General features: G+C 69.8%; 19 protein-coding genes. 6 read left to right on the top strand and 13 right to left on the bottom strand.

The features are described 5' to 3' along the window. Positions 1–21: 21 nt before the first annotated feature. Together QZW52_RS13665 and QZW52_RS13660 are read left to right on the top strand one after the other, a co-directional pair. The gene (locus QZW52_RS13665) at positions 22–879 is read left to right on the top strand and encodes a sulfurtransferase (protein WP_293999820.1); all 858 of its coding nucleotides are present in this window, start codon (positions 22–24) and stop codon (positions 877–879) included. 103 nt (positions 880–982) lie between these two features. Next, a complete protein-coding gene (locus tag QZW52_RS13660) occupies positions 983–1,417 on the top strand; it encodes a universal stress protein (RefSeq protein WP_293999817.1) in 435 nt (144 codons plus the stop codon). On the opposite strand, the gene QZW52_RS13655 is transcribed toward QZW52_RS13660, so the two are convergent. From QZW52_RS13655 to QZW52_RS13635, 5 genes are all read right to left on the bottom strand, one after another. After that, positions 1,414–2,229: a TIGR00266 family protein gene (locus QZW52_RS13655; RefSeq protein WP_293999826.1), complete on the bottom strand. Its 816-nt coding sequence runs from the start codon at positions 2,227–2,229 to the stop codon at positions 1,414–1,416. The genes QZW52_RS13660 and QZW52_RS13655 overlap by 4 nt on opposite strands. A 137-nt stretch (positions 2,230–2,366) precedes the next feature. Next, on the bottom strand, positions 2,367–3,098 hold the full coding sequence (locus QZW52_RS13650; protein ID WP_293999815.1) for a hypothetical protein: 732 nt from the start codon (positions 3,096–3,098) through the stop codon (positions 2,367–2,369). An 86-nt stretch (positions 3,099–3,184) separates the two neighbouring features. Continuing rightward, positions 3,185–5,524: a calcium-binding protein gene (locus QZW52_RS13645; protein ID WP_293999812.1), complete on the bottom strand. Its 2,340-nt coding sequence runs from the start codon at positions 5,522–5,524 to the stop codon at positions 3,185–3,187. Between the two features lie 119 nt (positions 5,525–5,643). Continuing rightward, positions 5,644–6,414: a BPSS1780 family membrane protein gene (locus tag QZW52_RS13640; RefSeq protein ID WP_293999810.1), complete on the bottom strand. Its 771-nt coding sequence runs from the start codon at positions 6,412–6,414 to the stop codon at positions 5,644–5,646. Between the two features lie 28 nt (positions 6,415–6,442). Next, complete coding sequence (locus tag QZW52_RS13635) at positions 6,443–7,414, bottom strand: homoserine kinase (protein ID WP_293999807.1); 972 nt, start codon at positions 7,412–7,414, stop codon at positions 6,443–6,445. A gap of 106 nt (positions 7,415–7,520) precedes the next feature. On the opposite strand from QZW52_RS13635, the gene polA reads away from it, so the two are divergent. Continuing rightward, the gene (polA, locus tag QZW52_RS13630; RefSeq protein WP_293999804.1) at positions 7,521–10,382 is read left to right on the top strand and encodes a DNA polymerase I; all 2,862 of its coding nucleotides are present in this window, start codon (positions 7,521–7,523) and stop codon (positions 10,380–10,382) included. On the opposite strand, the gene QZW52_RS13625 is transcribed toward polA, so the two are convergent. Further along, positions 10,360–11,367, bottom strand: a complete 1,008-nt coding sequence (locus QZW52_RS13625) for a glycosyltransferase family 2 protein (protein ID WP_293999801.1) — start codon at positions 11,365–11,367, stop codon at positions 10,360–10,362. The genes polA and QZW52_RS13625 overlap by 23 nt on opposite strands. Positions 11,368–11,821: 454 nt before the next feature. On the opposite strand from QZW52_RS13625, the gene QZW52_RS13620 reads away from it, so the two are divergent. From QZW52_RS13620 to QZW52_RS13610, 3 genes are all read left to right on the top strand, one after another. Then, a complete protein-coding gene (locus QZW52_RS13620) occupies positions 11,822–12,322 on the top strand; it encodes a hypothetical protein (protein WP_293999799.1) in 501 nt (166 codons plus the stop codon). Between the two features lie 72 nt (positions 12,323–12,394). Continuing rightward, positions 12,395–12,784, top strand: coding sequence for a hypothetical protein (locus QZW52_RS13615; RefSeq protein WP_293999797.1), 390 nt, complete (start codon positions 12,395–12,397; stop codon positions 12,782–12,784). Positions 12,785–12,813: 29 nt separating this feature from the next. After that, the gene (locus QZW52_RS13610; protein ID WP_293999794.1) at positions 12,814–13,455 is read left to right on the top strand and encodes a hypothetical protein; all 642 of its coding nucleotides are present in this window, start codon (positions 12,814–12,816) and stop codon (positions 13,453–13,455) included. 4 nt (positions 13,456–13,459) lie between these two features. On the opposite strand, the gene QZW52_RS13605 is transcribed toward QZW52_RS13610, so the two are convergent. Genes QZW52_RS13605 through QZW52_RS13575 form a run of 7 tightly spaced genes read right to left on the bottom strand, consistent with a single transcriptional unit; the run spans position 13,460 to position 19,236 of the window. After that, the gene (locus QZW52_RS13605) at positions 13,460–14,674 is read right to left on the bottom strand and encodes an MFS transporter (protein ID WP_293999792.1); all 1,215 of its coding nucleotides are present in this window, start codon (positions 14,672–14,674) and stop codon (positions 13,460–13,462) included. Between the two features lie 13 nt (positions 14,675–14,687). Further along, positions 14,688–15,410 (bottom strand): urease accessory protein UreF, encoded by a 723-nt coding sequence (locus QZW52_RS13600; RefSeq protein WP_293999789.1) that lies wholly within the window; start codon positions 15,408–15,410, stop codon positions 14,688–14,690. After that, on the bottom strand, positions 15,410–16,042 hold the full coding sequence (gene ureE / locus QZW52_RS13595) for an urease accessory protein UreE (RefSeq protein WP_293999786.1): 633 nt from the start codon (positions 16,040–16,042) through the stop codon (positions 15,410–15,412). Before ureE ends, QZW52_RS13600 begins: the two co-directional genes overlap by 1 nt. A gap of 5 nt (positions 16,043–16,047) precedes the next feature. Continuing rightward, positions 16,048–16,983: an ACP S-malonyltransferase gene (locus tag QZW52_RS13590; RefSeq protein ID WP_293999782.1), complete on the bottom strand. Its 936-nt coding sequence runs from the start codon at positions 16,981–16,983 to the stop codon at positions 16,048–16,050. Beyond that, entirely contained in the window at positions 16,980–17,888 is a 909-nt protein-coding gene (mdcB, locus tag QZW52_RS13585; protein WP_434738340.1) for a triphosphoribosyl-dephospho-CoA synthase MdcB, read from the bottom strand. The genes QZW52_RS13590 and mdcB overlap by 4 nt, the downstream gene beginning before the upstream one ends. Then, positions 17,867–18,535 carry a malonate decarboxylase holo-[acyl-carrier-protein] synthase gene (gene mdcG, locus QZW52_RS13580; RefSeq protein WP_293999779.1) on the bottom strand — a complete coding sequence of 223 codons (669 nt, stop codon included), beginning with the start codon at positions 18,533–18,535 and terminating at the stop codon, positions 17,867–17,869. Before mdcG ends, mdcB begins: the two co-directional genes overlap by 22 nt. After that, the gene (locus QZW52_RS13575; RefSeq protein ID WP_293999777.1) at positions 18,535–19,236 is read right to left on the bottom strand and encodes a biotin-independent malonate decarboxylase subunit gamma; all 702 of its coding nucleotides are present in this window, start codon (positions 19,234–19,236) and stop codon (positions 18,535–18,537) included. Before QZW52_RS13575 ends, mdcG begins: the two co-directional genes overlap by 1 nt. Positions 19,237–19,287 lie beyond the last annotated feature (51 nt).

Here is a 19,287-nt window from a genome sequence, read left to right as displayed (position 1 = left end):
GCCACAGCCACAGCCACCGCCATGACGACTCTCTCCACGCCTCTGGTCCGCGCCGATGATCTGCTCGCCCGCCTGGGCACGGTCTGCGTGCTCGATGCCCGTTTCGACTTGACCCGACCGGACGCCGGCACCGAGGCATTCCTCGCTGGCCACATCCCCGGCGCGCAGCACGTCCACCTCGACCGCGACCTGAGCGCCAAGGGCGAGGTGCCGGCCCTGTGCGGCGGGCGCCATCCGCTGCCGACGCGCGAACACTTCGCCGCCACGGTGGCCCGGCTGGGCATCACGTCGGCGACACCCGTGGTCGTGGTCGATGCGCAAGGCGGCATGTTCGCGGCCCGCGTCTGGTGGATGCTGCGCTGGCTCGGCCACGAGGTGGTGGCGGTGCTCGATGGCGGCATGGCAGCCTGGGCGGCGGCGGGTGGGGCGCTGGAGAGCGGTGCGGCGTTGGCGCCCGTTCCGGTGGCGGCGTATCCGCTGTCGGCCGAACCGGGCCGGGTGGTGGTGGACGCCGACACGCTGCAGGCACAACTCGGCCGCGTCACCCTGATCGACGCCCGTGCCCCGGAGCGTTACCGCGGCGATGTCGAGCCGCTGGACCCCGTCGCCGGCCACATTCCCGGTGCGCTGAACCGACCGTTCCATGCCAACCTCGCCGCGGACGGCCGATTCCAGTCGCCCGAGACCTTGCGGGCGGCGTTCGCGCCGCTGCTGGGATCGGGGGCAGCGGGCGAGGTGGTCCACCAGTGCGGCTCCGGCGTCACGGCCTGCCACAACCTGCTGGCGATGGAGGTGGCCGGGCTGTCGGCCGGGGCGCTGTACGCCGGATCGTGGAGCGAGTGGTGCCGCGACGGGCGGCGTCCGGTGGCGCGGGGCTGAACCCGCGGCGGTGGACGGGCCGCGTCTTTCTTGATGTGCATCAAGTCGGGGTCGCGGCAGGCGCGCACCATGGAACCGTCTTCAGGTCTTCAGGAGGTACACCATGTACACATGCATTCTGGTTCCTACCGATGGGTCCGACATCACCGCCAAGGCCGTGGACAGCGCCATCACGCTGGCCAAGACCTTCGGCGCCAAGCTCGTGACGCTGGCCGTCAAGGAGCCGTTCCCGTACAGCGCCATCTCCGAGATGCAGCCCATCCCGCCGCAGGAGTTCTTCGACGCGCAGGACCGCATCGCCAGCAAGCACATCGAGCGGGTGAAGACGCTGTGCGCCGCCAGCGGCGTGGCCTGCACGGCGGCGACGGTGGAAGCGGTCCACCCCTGGGAGGCCGTGATCGACTTCGGCAAGGCGCAGGGCGCGGACCTGATCGTGATGGCCTCGCACGGCCGCCGCGGCATGGCGGCGCTGTTGCTGGGCAGCGAGACGCAGAAGGTGTTGACGCACAGCACCGTGCCGGTGCTGGTGGTGCGTTAGTCGTCGTCGCCACCGCCGAGCATGCCGCCCAGCAGGCTGCCCCCCAGCAGCCCGCCCCCGAGCACCGAGCCTTCTTCGCGCGAGCCGCCGTTCTGCGGCGCCGCGGCGAAGATCCGGCTGGCCAGGCGCGAGAACGGCAGGCTCTGCATCCACACCGTGCCCGGGCCGGTGACCTTGGCGAAGAACAGCCCTTCGCCGCCGAACAGCGCGGTCTTGATCTTGCCGACGTACTGGATCTCGAAGTTGACGCTCGGCGTCAGCGCGACGATGCAGCCGGTGTCGATCAGCAGGGTTTCACCGGCCCGCAACTCGCGCCGCAGGATGCTGCCGCCCGCGTGGACGAAGGCCATGCCGTCGCCTTCGAGCCGCTGCATGATGAAGCCCTCGCCGCCGAAGAAACCGACCGAGAGCTTCTGCTGGAAGTGGATGCCCAGCGAGACGCCGCGTGCCGCGCAGAGGAACGCATCCTTCTGGCAGATCAGCGTGCCGCCCAACTGGCGCAGGTCCATCGGCAGGATCTTGCCGGGGTAGGGCGCGGCAAACGCCACGCGCTGCTTGCCGCCGGTCTGGTTGGTGTATACGGTGGTGAACAGCGATTCGCCGGTGATCAGGCGCTTGCCGGCACCGAGCAGCTTGCCCATGAAACCGCCGCTGGCCTGCTTGCCGCCATCGCCGAAGACGGTGTCCATGGCGATGCCGGCTTCCATGAACATCATGCTGCCGGCTTCGCCGACCGCGGCCTCGCCGGGATCGAGTTCGATCTCGACGAACTGCATCTCGGCGCCCTTGATCTCGTAGTCGATGGCGTCCATGGTGGTCGGGGTGCTGGACCGCACCGTGGCCGCGGGGCTGGGACTCGAACCGGAGAAAGAATCGAAGAGGGACATGGTGGTGTGGCCTCGTGCAGTGGGATCGCGTGGGGAAATCGTGTGGGGAACATGGGGCGGTTTCAGCGCAGCAGCGGCGCCCGCAGCCGCTGGAAATCGGAGGGTGCCACGTATTGCAGCACTGGCTTGGTGCGTCCCTGCGGATCCAGCGCGACCACCACGCCTTGCTCGGGGTAGAGCAGGTGGACGGTGCCGTCCTGCGTGGTGCGGCGCTCTGTGGCCGGCCCGAAACGCGCGACCGCGGTGGACGCGTCGAAGCGCGCCGCCGGCAGGAACACCAACCCGGCGATCGGCGCAGCCAGGGCGGCGGTGTGGTCCGAGGGCGAGAGCGTCAGGCGCCAGGTGCCGCTGGGCTGCGGCGCGCGGGCCGTGGCGCGGTCGGCCCAGCCCTGCAGCGTGGCGGGTGCTGCAGTGCCGCTGAGCACCAGCTTGCCCTGCACGAACCCGGCATCCACCCGCTCCAGATACCCTTCCAGCGCCAGAACCCCTTGTGCATCGCGCACGAGGGCGAGCTGCAGCGGTTCCTCGGGCCATTGGTGGGCGGCCTGCTGCAGCGTGCCATGGCCGAGGTCGAGTCCGAAGACCCGGCTGCTGCCATCCGGGCGGCGCTCGATCTGCCAGGGCAGGCCCGCGGTCGGTGCAGTGGCCGTCGCGGCCGGGACAGCGCCGCCGCGCAAGGTCTGCAAGAGCCATGGGGTGACCAGCGCCGCCACGAGGAACACCAGCGTGCCGCACAGCAGCAGCGCGACCATGCGGCCTGTGCTGCGCCGCGTGGCGGCATCACTGGAAGGCATGGCCCGTGGCCCGCAGGCAGTTGGCGGAGAACATGGTGCCAAGCATACCCGCCGGTTGTGGCGCAGGGGATCGGCGCGGGCCGGCCTTACTTCCAGTTCGCCGCGATCAACGGGTTCAGCACGCTCTGGTAAGCCGCCGACAGCGTGGTCTGGCCGACGGCCGGGGGTGCGAACGCGGCCATCGCGTTGACCAGCCGGTCCACCTGGGTGTCCAGCAGCAGCTTGCCATCGGTGGTCCTGAACTGCTCGATGTGGTTGGCCTGGCCGGCGTACCAGTTGACCACCGTCACCTTGTCGGTGGTACCGATGATGCTCGCCTCCAGGTCGCTGCCCGACTTGCGCCACCAGACCTGTTCGCGGCTGATACCGGCGAGGAACTGCAGCGTGTCCACGTTGGCGGCCGAGTAGTCGGCGTCGTAGAGTCTGTCGCTGCCGTCACCGCGGCCGAACTGGTAGGTGTCGTTGCCGGTCCCCCCGGTCAGGGCGTCATCGCCGCCCCAGCCCATGAGGGTGTCGTTGCCCGCGCCCCCGACGATGGTGTCGGCGAGGTAGCTGCCGGCGATGGAGTCGTTGCCCGCGGTGCCGGCAAAGACGGTGGCCTTGAGGGTGTCGATGGTCCAGGTGGTGCCGTTGGCGAAGCGGACTTGCTGGATGGCGGTCATGGCACCACCGATGGCATTGCCGCTGACGCCGGCGAGCGAGTTGTAGAAACCGGCGATGGTGACGCGGTCGGTGGTGCGGCGCAGGGAGAGCACGAGGCTGCTGCCGCTGACGGAGACGTCGATGTCGGTCGGGGCGATGCCCGGGCCGAACTGGAGCACGTCGTTGTAGAGGGCCATCGGGCTGTTCATGGCCAGCAGATCCTGGCCATCGCCGCGGTTGAAGAGGAACAGATCGTCGCCGGTGCCACCGGACAGCGTGTCGTTGCCGAGGCCGCCGATCAGCGTGTCATTGCCGCCGTTGCCAGCGAGCACATTGGCGCTGTCGTTGCCGGTGAGGACGTTGGCCGTGGGACCGCCGTTGCCGTTGATGGCCGTGCCGGTGAGGGTGAGGTTCTCGAAGAAGCCGCGGAGGCTGTAGTCGATGCTGCTGCGCACGGTGTCGGTGCCGTCGTTGGCCAGTTCAGCGACCACGTCACCGACAGAATCGACCACGTAGGTGTCATTGCCGGATCCACCGGCCATGGTGTCGTCGCCGGTGCCACCGTCGAGCCAGTCGTTGCCGCCGTAGCCCAGCAGGATGTCATGGCCTGCGCCGCCGGAGAGGGTGTCAGCCATCCAGGTGCCGACGATGGAGTCGCTGCCCGTGGTGCCGGCAAAGACGATGGTCTTGAGGTCGTCGGGGGTCCAAGAGGAGCCGTTCGCGAACTGGACGAGCTGCACGCCGCTCATCCGCCCGCCGATGTTGCGGCCCTCGGGCGTGCTGGGGCCGGTGTTGTAGAAGCGGTCGATGGTGACGGAGTCGGTGGTGCCGCGGATGGACAGGACCAGCGACAGGTCCGAAACGCGCACGTCGATGTCGGATTTGGTGATGGAGCCGGTGAACTGCAGCGTGGTGGTGCCCATGGACGTGTCGGTGTGGCCGACGATGGTGTCCTGGCCGTCGCCGCGGGCGAAGTAGGCGGTCATGCGGGCCATGCCGCCGGAGGAGAGGATGTCGTTGCCGGTGCCGCCGTAGAAGGACAAGGTGCCTTCGTCGCCGCGCAGGAAGTCGTTGCCGGCGCCGCCGTAGAGGGTGTCGCTGCCGAGGATGCCGTTGAGGGAGTCGTCGCCGTCGCCCCCCAGGAGCATGTCGGCGCCGTTGTAGCTGCCGGTGAGGGTGTCGTTGCCGGCGCCCCCGTCGAGCCAGTTGTTGCCCGTGCCACCGTCGAGGCTGTCATTGCCGCCATAGCCCATGAGGGTGTCGTTGCCCGCGCCCCCGACGATGGTGTCGGCGAGGTAGCTGCCGGCGATGGAGTCGTTGCCCGCGGTGCCGGCAAAGACGGTGGCCTTGAGGGTGTCGGTGGTCCAGGTGGTGCCGTTGGCGAAGCGGACTTGCTGGACGGCGGTGGGGGCGCCACCGATGGCGGCGCCGCTGACACCGGGGAGCGAGTTGTAAAAACCGGCGATGGTGACGCGGTCGGTGGTGCCGCGGATGGACAGCACGAGGCTGCTACCGCTGACGGTCACGTCGATGTCGGCGGGAGCGATGCCAGCGCCAAACTGGAGCACGTCGTTGTAGACGGTCAGGCCACTGTTGAGTGCCAGCAGATCCTGGCCGTCCCCACGGTTGAAGAGGAACAGGTCGTTGCCGTTGCCACCGACCAGCGTGTCGTTGCCTTGCAGACCGTAGAACGTGTCGTCTCCGTCCAGACCGAACAGGGTGTCGTCGGTGGTCGTGCCGATGAGTGTGTCCCGGCCTGCGGTGCCGTTGCGTGTGATGCCCATGGTTCCCCCCTGAAGGTTGGTGAATTCAGACGGGATTTTTGCGTTTTAGGGCGTGTCAGTCTGTTGAGGGGATGAAAATTGCCCCCCTTGTTCAGGGGGTGGGGCAGGCAGGAGGCCGTTCAGTCCTCGAAGTCGATGCACCCGTCCACGCTGGCCTTCAGCGAGGCATAGAACGCACCCGAGAAAATCATCGCGCCGGGCAGCACCAGCAGCATCGCCGCCTGCCCCAGCCCGAGTGCCGCCAGCAACCCGGCCAGCAGCAGCGACAGCACCAGGTCGGCCAGCACCCAGCACACGCCATACACGACGAAGGCGCCCAGGTTGAGCCAGCTCGCATAGGCGCTGACAAACAGGGCTTTGACCAGCCCTGTGCCACCGCGCACGAGGATGACCGGCGCGTGCCAGATCGCCAGCACCAGCGGCAGCAGCAGCACCGCGCGCAGCACCATGCCTTGCTGCAACGCCCCGATGGCGTCGAGCGTGGCCTCTGCGGTGGTGTCGCTGTCCCGCATGACGTTCCAGGCGTCGGCCATGCCCGGATCGAGTGCGTCGGCCAGCAGCAGCAGCAGGAACGACCCCACCGCGTTCAGCCCACCCAGTTGCAGCAGTACCGGACGGGCCGGCGAGCGCAGCGGACCGATCAGGTGGGTGACGAGCGGGCGCTGGCCGGCCTGCACGGCGGCGGTGGCGTCCACCCAGCCCGCCGACAGCGCCGGCAGCAGCATGGCCACCAGCACCGGCCCGATCCAGGGCAGCCCCAGCAGCAGTGCCATGCCGAAGACCATCAGGCCGAAGAGACTGGCCAGCCCCAGCGTCTGCTGGCGTGCCAACTGGACGCCGGTGAGCATCCACTGCAGGCCGTCTCGGGGGGTGGCGACGCGGAGTTTCATGGTGTCTTCATTCGGTTGGGTGTCCGCGTCAGCGCATCCAGTGCCAGGGATTGGCGACCCGCTCGCGCAGCACGCGCTCGAAGTGGGTCGGGTCGTGCGGCTTGAGCATGCTGGCTTCGCGCGGCAGGTGGAAGTCCCACAGGCGCGAGGTCCAGAAGCGCAGCGCCCCGGCGCGCAGCATCGCGGGCAGCAGGCGCAGCTCGCCGGCGCTCATGGGGCATTCGGTGTCATAGGCAGCGACCATCGCGCTGGCGCGCTGTTCGTCGAGGCGGCCGGTGTCGAGGTCGATGCACCAGTCGTTCAGGCACACCGCCAGATCGAACAGCCATGCATCGACGCCCGCGAAGTAGAAGTCGAAGAAGCCGGTGAGTTTTTCGTGCCCCGGCAGGCCGTCGAACATGACGTTGTCGCGGAACAGGTCGGCGTGGACCGGGCCGCGGGGCAGCGCCAGATAGGCGGGCGTCTCGGCGAGATGCTGCTGGAAGGCGAGTTCGTCCTCGATCAGGCGGCGGGCGTCCGCGTCCATGTGGGGGACGACCACCGGCACCGTCTCGGCCCACCACGGCAGCCCGCGCAGGTTGGGCTGGTGTCGGGGGTAGTCGCGGCCGGCCAGGTGCATGCGGGCCAGCATCTGCCCGACCTGCTGGCAGTGCCAGATCGACGGCGCGAGCTGGTGGCCGCCGGAGAGCTTGTTGACCAGCGCCGCCGGCTTGCCGCAGACGGTGTGCAGGATCTCGCCCGCCGCGTCCGCCTGCGGGTCCGGCACGGGAATGCCGGCGGCGGCCAGGTGCTGCATCAGGTGCAGGTAGAACGGCAATTGCTCGAACGTCAACCGCTCGAACAGCGTCAGCACCCATTGCTGGTCGCGGTCGGTGGTGACGAAGTAATTGGTGTTCTCGATGCCGGAGGCAATGCCACGCAGCGCGGTGACCGTTCCCAGACCCAGACGTTCGACGAGCGCGTTGGCGGCGTCGAGGGACACTTCAGTGAAAACAGCCATCGGCAAACGGGGAAGAAGGGAAGAGGAAAGGAGGATGCAGGCGGAGCGGCGTGACGCGCTTGGCATTGTAGGTGGCGCGCTCGGGGCGATCGCCGACAATCCCGCCATGAACACGCCCGCCGCTGCCGATGTCTCTCCCGCCCCCGCACACCGCCCCACAGTGCTGCTGGTGGACGGTTCGAGCTACCTCTACCGCGCCTTTCACGCGATGCCCGACCTGCGCAACGCCGAAGGTGCGCCGACCGGGGCGATCTACGGGCTGATCAACATGCTGCGCCGCCTGCGCGAGCAGATCCCGTCCGAACACGCGGTCTGTGTCTTCGACGCGAAGGGTCCGACCTTCCGCAACGCGTGGTATGACCAGTACAAGGCCCACCGCCCGCCGATGCCCGATGACCTGCGGCTGCAGATCGAGCCGATCCACGAGGTCGTGCGGCTGATGGGCTGGCCGGTGCTGGAGGTGCCGGGCATCGAGGCGGACGACGCGATCGGGACGCTGTGCAAGGTGGCGGTCGAGCGGGGGCACCGCGTGGTCGTCTCGACGGGTGACAAGGACCTGGCGCAACTCGTCAACGAACACGTCACGCTCATCAACACGATGACCAACGAGACGCTGGACATCCCCGGCGTGGTGGCCAAGTTCGGCGTGCCGCCCGAGCGGATCATCGACTACCTGACGCTGGTCGGCGACGCGGTGGACAACGTGCCCGGCGTCGAGAAGGTCGGCCCGAAGACGGCGGTGAAGTGGCTGGCCGAACACGACTCGCTGGAGGGCGTGATGGCCGCGTCGGCGTCGATCAAGGGTGTCGCGGGGGAGAACTTGCGCAAGGCGCTGGACTGGCTGCCGATGGGGCGCAAGCTGATCACCGTGAAGCTCGACTGCGACCTCGCGCCGCACATCGCCGACTGGCCGGTGATGGACACGCTGGCGCTGCGCCCGCTCGACAAGCCGGGGCTGCTGGACTTCTACGTGCGTTACGGCTTCAAGAGCTGGCGCTTCGAGCTGGAGAAGGAGTTGCTGGCGGTGGCGAACGCGGCCCTGCAGGCGGCTGCCCAGGCCAACGCACCGAAGCCGATCGGGCACATGGACGACCTGTTCGCCGAATCGCCGGGCGACACCGAGACGGCCGACAGCGGCGCACCGGTCGGTGTTGACGCAGGCCGCTACGACACCGTGCTGACCCGCGAGGCGCTGGACGGCTGGCTCGCGACGATCCGTGGTGCCGAACTGGTGGCGCTCGACACCGAGACCGATTCGCTCGACCCGATGCGCGCCCGCATCATCGGCCTGAGCTTCGCCGTGCGGGCGGAAGAGGCGTGCTACCTCCCGTTGGCGCACGACTACGCGGGCGCGCCGGCGCAGTTGCCGCTGGACGAGGTGCTGGCGCTGCTGAAGCCGTGGCTCGAAGACGCGGGCGCCGCCAAGCTCGGCCAGAACATCAAGTACGACACCCACGTCTTCGCCAACCACGGCATCACGGTGCGCGGTTACCGGCACGACACGATGCTCGAAAGCTATGTGCTCGAAGCCCACAAGCCGCACGGGCTGGAGAGCCTCGCCCAGCGCCACCTCGGCCGCAGCGGGCTGAGCTACGAGGATCTCTGCGGCAAGGGCGCGCACCAGATCCCGTTCAGCCAGGTCGATGTGGAACGTGCGTCCCGCTACTCCGGCGAGGACAGCGAGATGACGATGCAGGTCCACCAGACGCTGTGGCCCGACCTGACCGCGCCCGACCACGCCGGGATGCGCCACGTCTACGAACAGATCGAGATGCCGACCGCCGCCGTGCTGGTGCGCATCGAGCGGCACGGCGTGCTGATCGACTCGGCGGTGCTGGCGCGCCAGAGCCAGGAACTCTCCGAGCGCCTCGTCGTGCTCGAAGCGAAGGCGCATGAACTGGCGGGGCAGCCCTTCAACCTCGGCAGCCCGAAGCAGCTCGGCGAGATCCTGTTCGTCAAGCAGGGGCTGCCGGTGAAGAAAAAGACGGCTTCTGGAGCGCCGAGCACGGATGAAGAAGTGCTGCAGGAACTCGCCGCCGACTACCCGCTGCCGGCCTGCCTGCTCGAATACCGCGGCCTCGCCAAGCTCAAGAGCACCTACACCGACAAGCTGCCGTTGATGGTCAACGCGGTCACGGGCCGCATCCACACCAACTACGCGCAGGCGGTGGCCGTGACCGGGCGGCTGGCGAGCAACGAGCCGAACCTGCAGAACATCCCCATCCGCACCGCCGAGGGCCGCCGTGTCCGCGAAGCCTTCATCGCGCCACCCGGCCATCGGCTGGTGAGCGCCGACTACTCGCAGATCGAGCTGCGCATCATGGCGCACCTGTCGGACGACCCGGCGCTGCTGCGGGCCTTCGCCGAGGGGCATGACGTGCATCGGGCGACGGCGAGCGAGGTGTTCGGCGTGCCGCTGGCAGAGGTCAGCAGCGAGCAGCGCCGCTATGCCAAGACCATCAACTTCGGGCTGATCTACGGCATGGGTGCCTTCGGGCTGGCGCAGAGCCTGGGGATCGAGGTCAAGGCGGCGCGGGACTACATCGACCGCTACTTCGCCCGCTACCCCGGCGTGAAACGCTACATGGACGAGACGCGGGTGCTGGCCGGTGCGCAAGGCTACGTCGAGACGCTGTTCGGCCGGCGCATCACCCTGATCGACATCCAGGGTGGCAGTGGCCCGCGCAAGGCGGCGGCGGAACGCCAGGCGATCAACGCGCCGATGCAGGGCACGGCGTCCGACCTGATCAAGCTGGCGATGATCGCCGTGCAGGCCGCGCTGGACGCCGAGGGCCGCGCCACCCGCATGGTGATGCAGGTCCACGACGAGCTGGTGCTGGAGGTGCCCGAGGCGGAACTCGACTGGGCGCGCGAGGCGATTCCGCGGCTGATGGCAGGGGTGGCGCAGCTCAAGGTGCCGTTGCTGGCCGAGGTCGGTGTGGGCCTCAACTGGGACGAGGCGCACTGAGCGCACTGAGCGTGTTGCGCAGGCGCCGCAGCAGGCGCTGCCAGAGGGTGTTCTTGGCGGCCAGGAAGGTGCGGACGCGGGCCAGCGCGTGGGCGTCCACATGGCTGGCATCGGGCAGCCGGGTCAGCGGCTGGTGCGGCAGGACACCCGGCTTGTCGTAGGGCGAGCCACCGACGCCGCAATGCACGCCCGTGCCGTCGAAGCCTTCGTTGCGCACGAGGCTCTGGCGCGGGTAGAGCGCCATGCCGCCTTGCATGAACATGCTCAGGTACCAGCGGATGAACCAGGAATCGGCCCGTCCGGCGCGCTGGCGTTTCAGGATCGAGAAGAACGGGAATGCGCCATCGACATCGAACTGGCGGCGCAGGCCCGGCTGTTCGACCAGTGTCTGGAAATCGCGCATCGTCGGATCGAAGTGCTGCCAGGCACGGTTCCATGTCGCCCAGCCCCACGAGGACGCCATCGGCAGGAACACGGCGTCGTGCGGGCTGCCGGCGTCCACCGGGTACATGTGGCCGGAGATCTGCATGACGCTGTCATCGTCGGCGTAGTGGTGCAGAGAGCGGTTCATGAACGCCAGGAAGGTCGGAGCCAGCACCAGATCGTCCTCGACCACCACCACGCGGCCGTGCTGCTGCACCACCTGCGTCACGCCCGCGATCACCGATTCGGCCAACCCGTGGTTGGTCCGGGCTTCGATCAGCACCTTGTGGGGGTGTGGCAGCTCCCGCGCGATGCGCCGGACTTGTTCGACCGCCGCGGCATCGGCGGCGTTTTTCGGGCCATCGCAGAACAGGTAGAGCGGGCTGTCGAGGAACTCCGGATTCGTTGCCAGCGATTCCAGGCAGCGCAGCGTGTGCTGGGGCCGCTTGTACAGGAACAGTGCGATCGGGGCGGCCGAGGCCGGTGCGCCAACAGCCGCCGCGCGTGGTGCGCGTGGACGAGGTTCCGCTGCCGGGGGGGAGAAATCAGGGGGCAGAGGCATCCAGTTGCTCGGCGTCGTCGGGGTTCGGAGCAGGGGCCTCGGCGACGGATAGGGCGAAAACAGCAAGGTGGCCATAGGGGTGCAGCAATGGAATTCGAGCGGGTTTGCTGCACTCTATCGAGGCGAGGGGGGTTCCAATAGGGGCTAACCCAGTGGACAACACCTTGATCAGGGGATGGAAACTGCCTGGATTGTGGCTTGCCGTGAAATCTCGCCTGTATCGGTGGGTGCGCCCGGAGAGAGGTCCGTGGGTCTGGCGCTGGTTCTCGCCGATGGCGCGCGGCTGCGTTGCCTCATTGCGACGCTGCATCAGCAAGCCTGCAGCAATACATTCAAAGAATGCGCTAACGTCCCCCTGGTACCGGGGACACAGGGCAGTGGCTTGGCGGGTATCACGTCAGAATTTTCATTTCGGGTGCAAGGGTACCTGGTCACCTCTCTGTCGGCAGTCACCATGGCAGTTCAATCTCTCTCGATCAAGTTCTCCGGCTACTGGAGCGAATACAACCGCGGGCTGATGCCGCGGCGGGCGGGCGTGTTCTGCGTCTACCGTGCGCACTTCGACGACCAGTCGAAGACCACCACCATGCGCGAGCTGCTGCACATCGGCGCGGCGCCCAATGTCAATGAGTGTCTGGCCGACCATCCGCAGGCCGAACAGTGGCGTGCCAGCCTCGGGCCGACCGACAGCCTGTCCTTCAGCTACGGCTCGGTGGCGCTGCCCGACCTGGTGGCCTGCGAGACGGCGCTGGTGATGCAGCACCGACCCCGCTGCAACACGGCCGTGCCGGTGGTGTATCCCTTCGGCCGCGCCGTGCTGAAGCTGACCCACCGCACGCCACTGCTGCAAACCCGCTTCACGGTGGGGGCGGCAGTGCCGGGCGTGGTGGGCCGGCTGGGCGGGCCGCTGCTGCGCCGCGGGCTGGACTTCCTGCGCAGTCTCCAGCCGGGGTGAGACCTCTCTGCGTCCATGCTGGCGCCGGTGCCTCTGTGCATTGATTTACAGCTTTAAGACTGAAACGGCCCCATGCTCTTGCGCATGGAAGACTTTGCCCCCCGGTTGCGCAGCCAGTGGATCGGTCGGCCCTTCGGGGATGTGCGGTTCTGGGGCTTTGCCGTGGTGCGGCCCAATGACCAGAGTTTTGTCACTGTGTCGGTGCAGACAGAAGCCGATCGCTTGGACCTGACCCTGCTGCATGCAAGCCAGCAGGGCCTGCCACAGGTTCTGTCGATCTGGTCGCCCCGTGGCCTGCGGATCGAGCAGGACCAGGGCCTGGTGGTCGAACAAGCGGCGCGCGTCTCCTGGGGCGACTGTGACGCCTGGTCGGAGGACGGCATGTGCTACCGGCTTCGCACCCCGCGCGGCGAGGGCAGTTTTCCCATGCACATGGCCCCGGCCTTGCGGCTGGGATGCTGATCCACCGTTCTTGACGTCGAGGTTCCCGCATGGCTGTGCGACACACGGTTCACACTGTTTCCTGGGTGCTGCTGCCCGTGCTGGCCCTGCTCGGCGGGTGTGTCAGCCTCAGCAGTGGCTCCGACGACGAGCGCCTGCCCACGCAGCTCGCCGGCAAGGCCGAGGTACTGGTCTCGACCGATGCCGATTACCCCCGCGCCGTCATCACCTCCGCCGTGAAGGCTGCGGGGGATGGTGGTGTCGTCGAAGGCACCGTGATCCGCCTCAAGCAGGACGTGACCGTCTGGCGCCTGTGGAGCGGCCCGACCAAGAAGAACGCCAGCGGACTCACGAACCGCATCGGTGGCTGGTGGGCCTACGACGCACCGAAGGGCACGCAGGCGCAGTACCGCACGGCCTACGAGATCTGCAACGGCTGGAACGACCTGACCTGGGTGGCGAAATGCACGCTCAAGGCGGGCGCGGTCGTGGTGATCGGGCCGGGGCAGTCGGTGTCGGCGCAGACCTGCGGCGACGTGACCGGCGCCGAAACCTATCCGGCGAACCAGAAGGACTGGCAGACCTACGTGGACAAGCCGTGGGCTCGACCGACCGAGCTGGTCTGCCCGGCCGACACCGAGGACTACGAGGCGAATCCGGCGGACATCTCGAAGGCCAAGGCCGCTTCCTGACGCTTCAGGGCGGCGGGTCGGCGTGCAGCCGGTCGCGCCGCCACAGGTCCGGGAACCACCGGACCCACAGCCCCGCCACCACCAGCACGCCCACCCCGCCCAGCAGCACCGAGCCGACCGGCCCCAGCAGCGCGGCGGTGGCGCCCGATTCGAACTCGCCGAGCTGGTTGCTCGCGCCGATGAAGATCGAGTTCACGGCGCTGACCCGGCCGCGCATGGCGTCGGGCGTGCCGAGTTGGACCAGGGTCTGGCGAATCACGACGCTCACCATGTCGGCGCCACCCGAGGCCAGCAGTGCGACCAGCGACAGCCAGAACGAGGTGGACAGCGCGAACACCAGCAGGCACAGGCCGAACGCCGCGACGGCACCGATCAGCGTGCGCCCGACGCGGCGTTCCAGCGGTCGCCGTGCCAGCCAGACCGACACGAGCAGCGCCCCGGCCGCGGGCGCCGCCCGCAGCAGGCCCAAGCCCCACGGCCCCGTGTGCAGGATGTCCTTGGCGTACATCGGCAGCAGCGCATTCGCCCCGCCAAGCAGCACCGCGAACAGGTCCAGCGACATCGCGCCCAGCATCACCGGCTGCCCGCGCAGGAAGTTCACGCCGGCCAGCACGCTGCGCCAGCTCGCCGGCTCGCGCGGCGTGGCCGGTGCGGCGTAGCGGATGCCCGTGGTCAGTCCGCAGGCGAGCAGCAGGAAGCCCGTGCCGACCGCGTAGACCACGTCCGCCCCGGCCACATAGAGAAATCCGCCCAGCGCCGGCCCGCCGATGATCGCCACCTGCATCCCGCTGGAGCCGAGTGCCACCGCCTGCCCGAGCAGCGTCGGTGGCACCAGCAGCGCCGGCAATGCTTGGCTCGCCGGCATCTGGAACGCCTTGGCCACCCCGAACACGATCGACACCCCGAGGATCAGCGAGCGCGTCATCCCGCCCTCGTGGCTCGCCAGCGCCAGCACCACGGCCATCGCGGCCTGCAGCAGCGTCGCGGCCAGCATGATCCGGCCGCGGTGGTGGCGGTCGGCGACGTGGCCGGCGGGCAGCGTCAGCAGCAGCGCGGGCAGGAACTGCGCCAGCCCCACCAGCCCGAGATCCCAGGCGCTGCCGGTCAGGTCGTACATCTGCCAGCCCAGCGCCACCATCAGCATCTGCGCGGCGAGCTGCGCGCTGAGGCGGGTACACCAGAAGAAGACGTAGGCGCGGTGGCCCAGCAGCGCGGTCATGCCGGGCTGCCGGTCACGAGCGGAACAGGCGCGAGTACTGCGCCTCGTGCTGGGCGGAGAGGATGGCGAGCATCGGCGTGTGCGCCTGCCGCTGGCTGTCGGGCAGGGTCAGCGCATGTTCGACCTCGGCGGGGATGGCCTCGACCAGCGCGGCGAGGATGCGCTGGCCGGCGCTCTGGCCCAGCGGCACCGACTTGATCGCGGCCTGCACCATGTTTTCCGCCCAACCGAAAGCGTGGGCGAGCAGCGCCTCCCGCAGCGGCGCCCCGGTGCGCTCGACCGCCAGCGCAAACGCCACCGGCCACGTCGGCGCTGGCTTCAGCGCCAGGAGTTCAGCGATGCGCGTGTCCGGGAAGGCGAGTTCCGCGTCCTGCGTCGCCAGCCATGCGCCCAGCGAGCGGCCCATCTGCTCGGTCTGCTGGCGGAACTCGCTGCTCTCGCGGGTCAGGCGCACCCAGTCGTTGAGTTCCGTGACGCGCTCGCTGTCCCGCTGGCGCCAGGCGGCGTGGCCGCGGGCGACGACGGCCAGGTCGGCGCGGGCGAGTGCCAGGTGGAGCTGATCGACCAGCCAGCGCGACACGTCACCCTCACCACGGACCAGCCCGGCGTCGATCGCCGCTTCCAGCCCCTCGGAGTAGCTGAACCCGCCCACCGGCAGCGCGGGCGAGGCCAGCCACATCAATTGCAGCAGCGCCGACGGGGCCAGCGTCGGCGGTTTCGCACGGACCTTCGGCATCAGTGGTCGTGGCCGCAGCCGGGGCCGTGGACATGCGGCGTCTCGGCGGCGCGCACGGCGATGTTCAGCGGCTTGCCGCGCACAGGGGCCGCGACCGGAGCGGGGGCGTGGCCGTGGTCATGCGCGTGGTCATGCGCGTGACCATGGTCGTGCTCGCCATGTCCGTGGCGGTGTCCGCCCGCGGCATAGGCGCCACCTTCGGGTTCGAAAGCGGACTGTTCCTCGGTGACGGTCAGGTGCATGTTGCGCAGCATGTCGGCCAGTACATGATCAGGCTCGAACTTGAGGTGGTCGGGCTGCAGTTCGAGCTGCACATGCCGGTTGCCCAGGTGGTAGGCGGCGCGCACGAGGTCGAACGGCGTGCCGTGTTCGCTGCACGGGCGCACGACGAGCACCGGCTGCGGCGCCGCGAGGACGCGCACCATCGAGCCGTCTTCGGCCACCAGCACGTCGCCGCCACGCACCAGCGTGCCGCGTGGCAGGAAGACGCCGAGGTGGCGCCCGCTGCTGTCGGTGGCGTCGAAGCGGCTTTTCTGGCGCACGTCCCAGTCGAGTTCGACGGACGGGGCGCGCTTGAGCAGAACCTGTGCGAGGCCCTGGCCTTGGGGGAGGAGTTTGTTGACGGTCAGCATGGCGCCTATTGTGCGGCGGCGCGGGCGATCTGCTGGCGCACCCAGGCGATCACGGCCGCCGGGCCGGTGAACTCGTCGGCCGAGCGGGCAGCGATGGCGGGGAAGCGTTCGCGCCACATTTTTGACAGCGTGGTCCCCGGTCCCAGCTCCAGCACGCATTGCACGCCCCGCTCGGCCAGCGCCTCCATGCAGCGGTCCCATGGCACCGTCTGCGCCACTTGCCGGGCGAAGGCATCGCGCAGCGCAGCCGGCCGGCGCACGACCTCGCCCGTGGCGTTGCAGACCAGCGCGGTGGGGGGCGCGGTGAAGGGCCGGGTTTCGACCACGGCGGCGAGGGCGTGTACGGCCTCGGCCAGCATCGGCGTGTGCGAAGCGATCTGCACACCGAGCCGCGTGCAGGACACGCCACCCGCGACCAGCGCACGCTCGGCAGCGTCAAGGGCTGTCGCCGCGCCGCCGACGATGCAGCGTTGCGGCCCGAGCCGGATCGCCACCGCGAGGCCATGGCGCTGGAGCACAGGCGCCAGCGTGTCGCAGGCCAGGTCGCGCACGGCGAGCAGACCGCCGGCCGGGTGGTGCGCTGCGGCGTCGTTCATGGCTTGGGCGCGGGCCTGGGCGAGGTCCATCGCCGTGTCGGCGTCGAACACGCCCGCGATGCTGAACGCTGCGACTTCGCCGACGCTGTAGCCCGCCACGGCGATCGGTGCCGGCAACTGCGCCCGAAGCCGCGCCCACAGCGCCAGCGCGAGACCCGTGATCAGCGGCTGCGCCACCCCGTTGCGCGTGGTCCAGGCGGGATCGGCCAGCCGCGTGCGCCAGTCCGCGCCCAGCGTGGCGGTGAGCCGGTCGAGCGTCGGGTCAGGGGCTGTGTCCTGCAGCAACCACGGCAGCATCGCCGGGTGCTGCGTCCCCTGGCCGGGGATGAGCAGGCCCAGGCTCATGGCGCCTCGCGCACACCCATACCCACGCTCACCCGCAGCACCCAGCCCGCCGCCGCCAGCAGATCCGCCGAACCGCCGGGTGACAAGCGCCGGGTGACGAAGTGGCGGTGGATCGCCTCGGCCCGCTCGATCGCGCCGGGTTGGCACACGCCGCCATCGGCGAGGTAGTCCCGCGCCAGCCGCTGGGCGTCGCGCAGGCCGGCGAGGCCGCCGCGGTGGGCGAGGTTGGTGTCGTCGAGCACGGCCATGGTGTGGAAAAAGGTCTGCAGCCGGGCGTCACGGGGGGCCAGTCCTGCCGCCCGCGCGGCTTGCAGCGCCGGCACCGCGACCTCGAACAGCACGGGCATCCCGCGGGCCGCTTCGTCGCCCGCGCTGCGCAGGCCGAGTTGCCGTGCGGCGCGCTGCCCGTTCGAGGCGCCGCTGTGGTCGCAGCGGCGGCGCAGCGCCTCGCCCCAGCCGTCGCGCAGTGCGGCGCGCAGGCGGGCGGGGGTCGGCGCGGTGCCCTCGGCGTGCAGCCGGCCCGCTGCGGCGCACAGCATTCCGAGGTTGAAGATCGCCCCGCGGTGCGTGTTGACGCCGCCCGTGGCCTGCAGCATCCGCGCTTCGGCGGCGAGTCCGAGCTGTTCCAGCGCCGCAAAGGGTCGGCGCAGCGCCCCTGCCTCGGTCACGCGCACGAAGTAGTGGCGCAGCGCGAACAGGCTGCGCAGGAAGGTGCCGGCGTCCATGTCGGCGTGGCTGCCGGTGTCGATGAACGAGACCAGCCCCGGCTTGGGGTAGAGCGCGAGTTCGTCGTAGAGCGCCACGGTGGCGGCGCGGCCGATGGCCTGCAGGCGGGCCGTGTGGTGCGCCGTGGCGGGTGAAATCCCGGAGGGAGACGGCGGATTCAGGCGGTGAGGGTCAGCCACTGCGCATCCCGTTCCAGCCGCACACCGGTCAGGCGTTTCACGAGCACTGCGTCGGCCCGGCCTGCACGCCACTGCCGCCATTCGCGCCACGCCACGGCGGCGCCGTCGGGCAGGCCGATCTCGCCATCCAACCGCGGGCCGCGCCAGTCGGTGTCGCCGAGCAGCGCCGCGACCGCATCTGCCTGCGCCGCGTCCTGCACCGGCAGCCACAGGTCGAGGTCCGAGCCGTCGCGCAGGTAGACGAGTCCGGTGAGCGCCTGCCAGCCGTGGCTGCCGTAGACCTGTGGCTGCACGCCCAGCGCGGCCAGCCGGTCGGTCAGTGCCGTCCAGGCGGCGCGTCCCTCGGGCGCCAGCAGCGGCGTGATCGCCAGCGGTTCGGGGAACGCCCGCGGATCGCGCAGCCCCTCGCTCGGGACTGACAGCGCCAGCCGCAGCCGGCCCCAGCGCGTTGGCGCCGGGAGACCCAGCGCGATTCCGTTGGCGTTGGCGTCGTCCGCCCGCTGTCGGGTCACGACCAGCGGCAGGTCGTGCGCAGCCCAGTGCGCGAGGGCCGCCCGTGCCAGCGGCTCCCAGCCTCCGGTCTGCACACCGGTCCAGCCCGCGGGTGTCAGGCGCACGAGCTGGTGGCGTTGCAGGTCCGGCGACATCACGCCGCGTTCAGCACGCGCTCGATCACCGACGCCGCGAGCTGCCGCCCACCGCGTGCGGCGCCGTCCGCTGCCCGCGTGTCGATGACCGGCGTATCGGCCAGCGCCGCCCGCAGGCACGCCGCCAGATCATCCCGCCACAACGCCCGCACGCCGCCCATCGCCACGTAGTTCTCCACCCCCGGCGCGAACACCGGATTGCTCGCCGACAGCGCCGCCAGCATCGCCTCCGGCAGCTTCGTCACCCGCGCCATCGCCGGCAAGCGCATCACGCGGATCTCCGCCTCCGGCAGCGCGAAGCAACCATCCGCGATCAGCCCCGAGGTCAGGAAGCCGCCGGACAGCGCCTGGTCGTAGACGAGTCCGAGCACGCGGTGGCCCTGCCGGCGCGCCAGGTCGATGCAGCAGCCCAGGTGCGCCATCGCGCGGTTGATGCCCATCCACTCGTCGCGGCGCCGCAGTTGCTGGCCCTGCGTATCGACCAGCAGCAGGATCGGCCGTCCCGGGTGGTCGCGCAGCGTGTCGAGCACCCCGCGGGCCTGCTGCAGCGCCAGCGCGACGCCGATCGGCGCGTGGTTCGTGGTGCCGATCAGGGTGAGGGTCTCGCCGTCGAACTCGGCGTCACCGTGCAGGAAATCGCCATCGGCAACGAGGTGGTGGGCGTCGCCGAACAGGCGGTGGGCGAGGGTGGGCCAGTCCATCGGGGGGCTTTCGGGTGGCAGACGGTCAGGGGTTGTGGGGCGTCGTTGCCA

Origin of the sequence: Sphaerotilus sp. (assembly GCF_013299175.1) — a bacterium.
GTDB lineage: Bacteria > Pseudomonadota > Gammaproteobacteria > Burkholderiales > Burkholderiaceae_C > Sphaerotilus.
The sequence above is the reverse complement of the archived record's forward strand: the minus strand, read 5'-3'. Positions and strand labels throughout refer to the sequence as shown.

What these genes read in the sequence shown, in the direction of transcription:
- QZW52_RS13650 (WP_293999815.1), bottom strand. Translation starts at nt 3,098, where the DNA reads ATGCCTTCCAGTGATGCCGCCACGCGGCGCAGCACAGGCCGCATGGTC.
- QZW52_RS13640 (WP_293999810.1), bottom strand. Translation starts at nt 6,414, where the DNA reads ATGAAACTCCGCGTCGCCACCCCCCGAGACGGCCTGCAGTGGATGCTC.
- ureE (WP_293999786.1), bottom strand. Translation starts at nt 16,042, where the DNA reads ATGCTGACCGTCAACAAACTCCTCCCCCAAGGCCAGGGCCTCGCACAG.
- QZW52_RS13590 (WP_293999782.1), bottom strand. Translation starts at nt 16,983, where the DNA reads ATGAGCCTGGGCCTGCTCATCCCCGGCCAGGGGACGCAGCACCCGGCG.
- QZW52_RS13615 (WP_293999797.1), top strand. Translation starts at nt 12,395, where the DNA reads ATGCTCTTGCGCATGGAAGACTTTGCCCCCCGGTTGCGCAGCCAGTGG.
- QZW52_RS13620 (WP_293999799.1), top strand. Translation starts at nt 11,822, where the DNA reads ATGGCAGTTCAATCTCTCTCGATCAAGTTCTCCGGCTACTGGAGCGAA.
- QZW52_RS13660 (WP_293999817.1), top strand. Translation starts at nt 983, where the DNA reads ATGTACACATGCATTCTGGTTCCTACCGATGGGTCCGACATCACCGCC.
- QZW52_RS13665 (WP_293999820.1), top strand. Translation starts at nt 22, where the DNA reads ATGACGACTCTCTCCACGCCTCTGGTCCGCGCCGATGATCTGCTCGCC.
- QZW52_RS13635 (WP_293999807.1), bottom strand. Translation starts at nt 7,414, where the DNA reads ATGGCTGTTTTCACTGAAGTGTCCCTCGACGCCGCCAACGCGCTCGTC.
- QZW52_RS13645 (WP_293999812.1), bottom strand. Translation starts at nt 5,524, where the DNA reads ATGGGCATCACACGCAACGGCACCGCAGGCCGGGACACACTCATCGGC.
- QZW52_RS13575 (WP_293999777.1), bottom strand. Translation starts at nt 19,236, where the DNA reads ATGGACTGGCCCACCCTCGCCCACCGCCTGTTCGGCGACGCCCACCAC.
- QZW52_RS13610 (WP_293999794.1), top strand. Translation starts at nt 12,814, where the DNA reads ATGGCTGTGCGACACACGGTTCACACTGTTTCCTGGGTGCTGCTGCCC.
- QZW52_RS13625 (WP_293999801.1), bottom strand. Translation starts at nt 11,367, where the DNA reads ATGCCTCTGCCCCCTGATTTCTCCCCCCCGGCAGCGGAACCTCGTCCA.
- QZW52_RS13600 (WP_293999789.1), bottom strand. Translation starts at nt 15,410, where the DNA reads ATGCCGAAGGTCCGTGCGAAACCGCCGACGCTGGCCCCGTCGGCGCTG.
- QZW52_RS13605 (WP_293999792.1), bottom strand. Translation starts at nt 14,674, where the DNA reads ATGACCGCGCTGCTGGGCCACCGCGCCTACGTCTTCTTCTGGTGTACC.
- polA (WP_293999804.1), top strand. Translation starts at nt 7,521, where the DNA reads ATGAACACGCCCGCCGCTGCCGATGTCTCTCCCGCCCCCGCACACCGC.
- QZW52_RS13655 (WP_293999826.1), bottom strand. Translation starts at nt 2,229, where the DNA reads ATGGACGCCATCGACTACGAGATCAAGGGCGCCGAGATGCAGTTCGTC.
- mdcG (WP_293999779.1), bottom strand. Translation starts at nt 18,535, where the DNA reads ATGTCGCCGGACCTGCAACGCCACCAGCTCGTGCGCCTGACACCCGCG.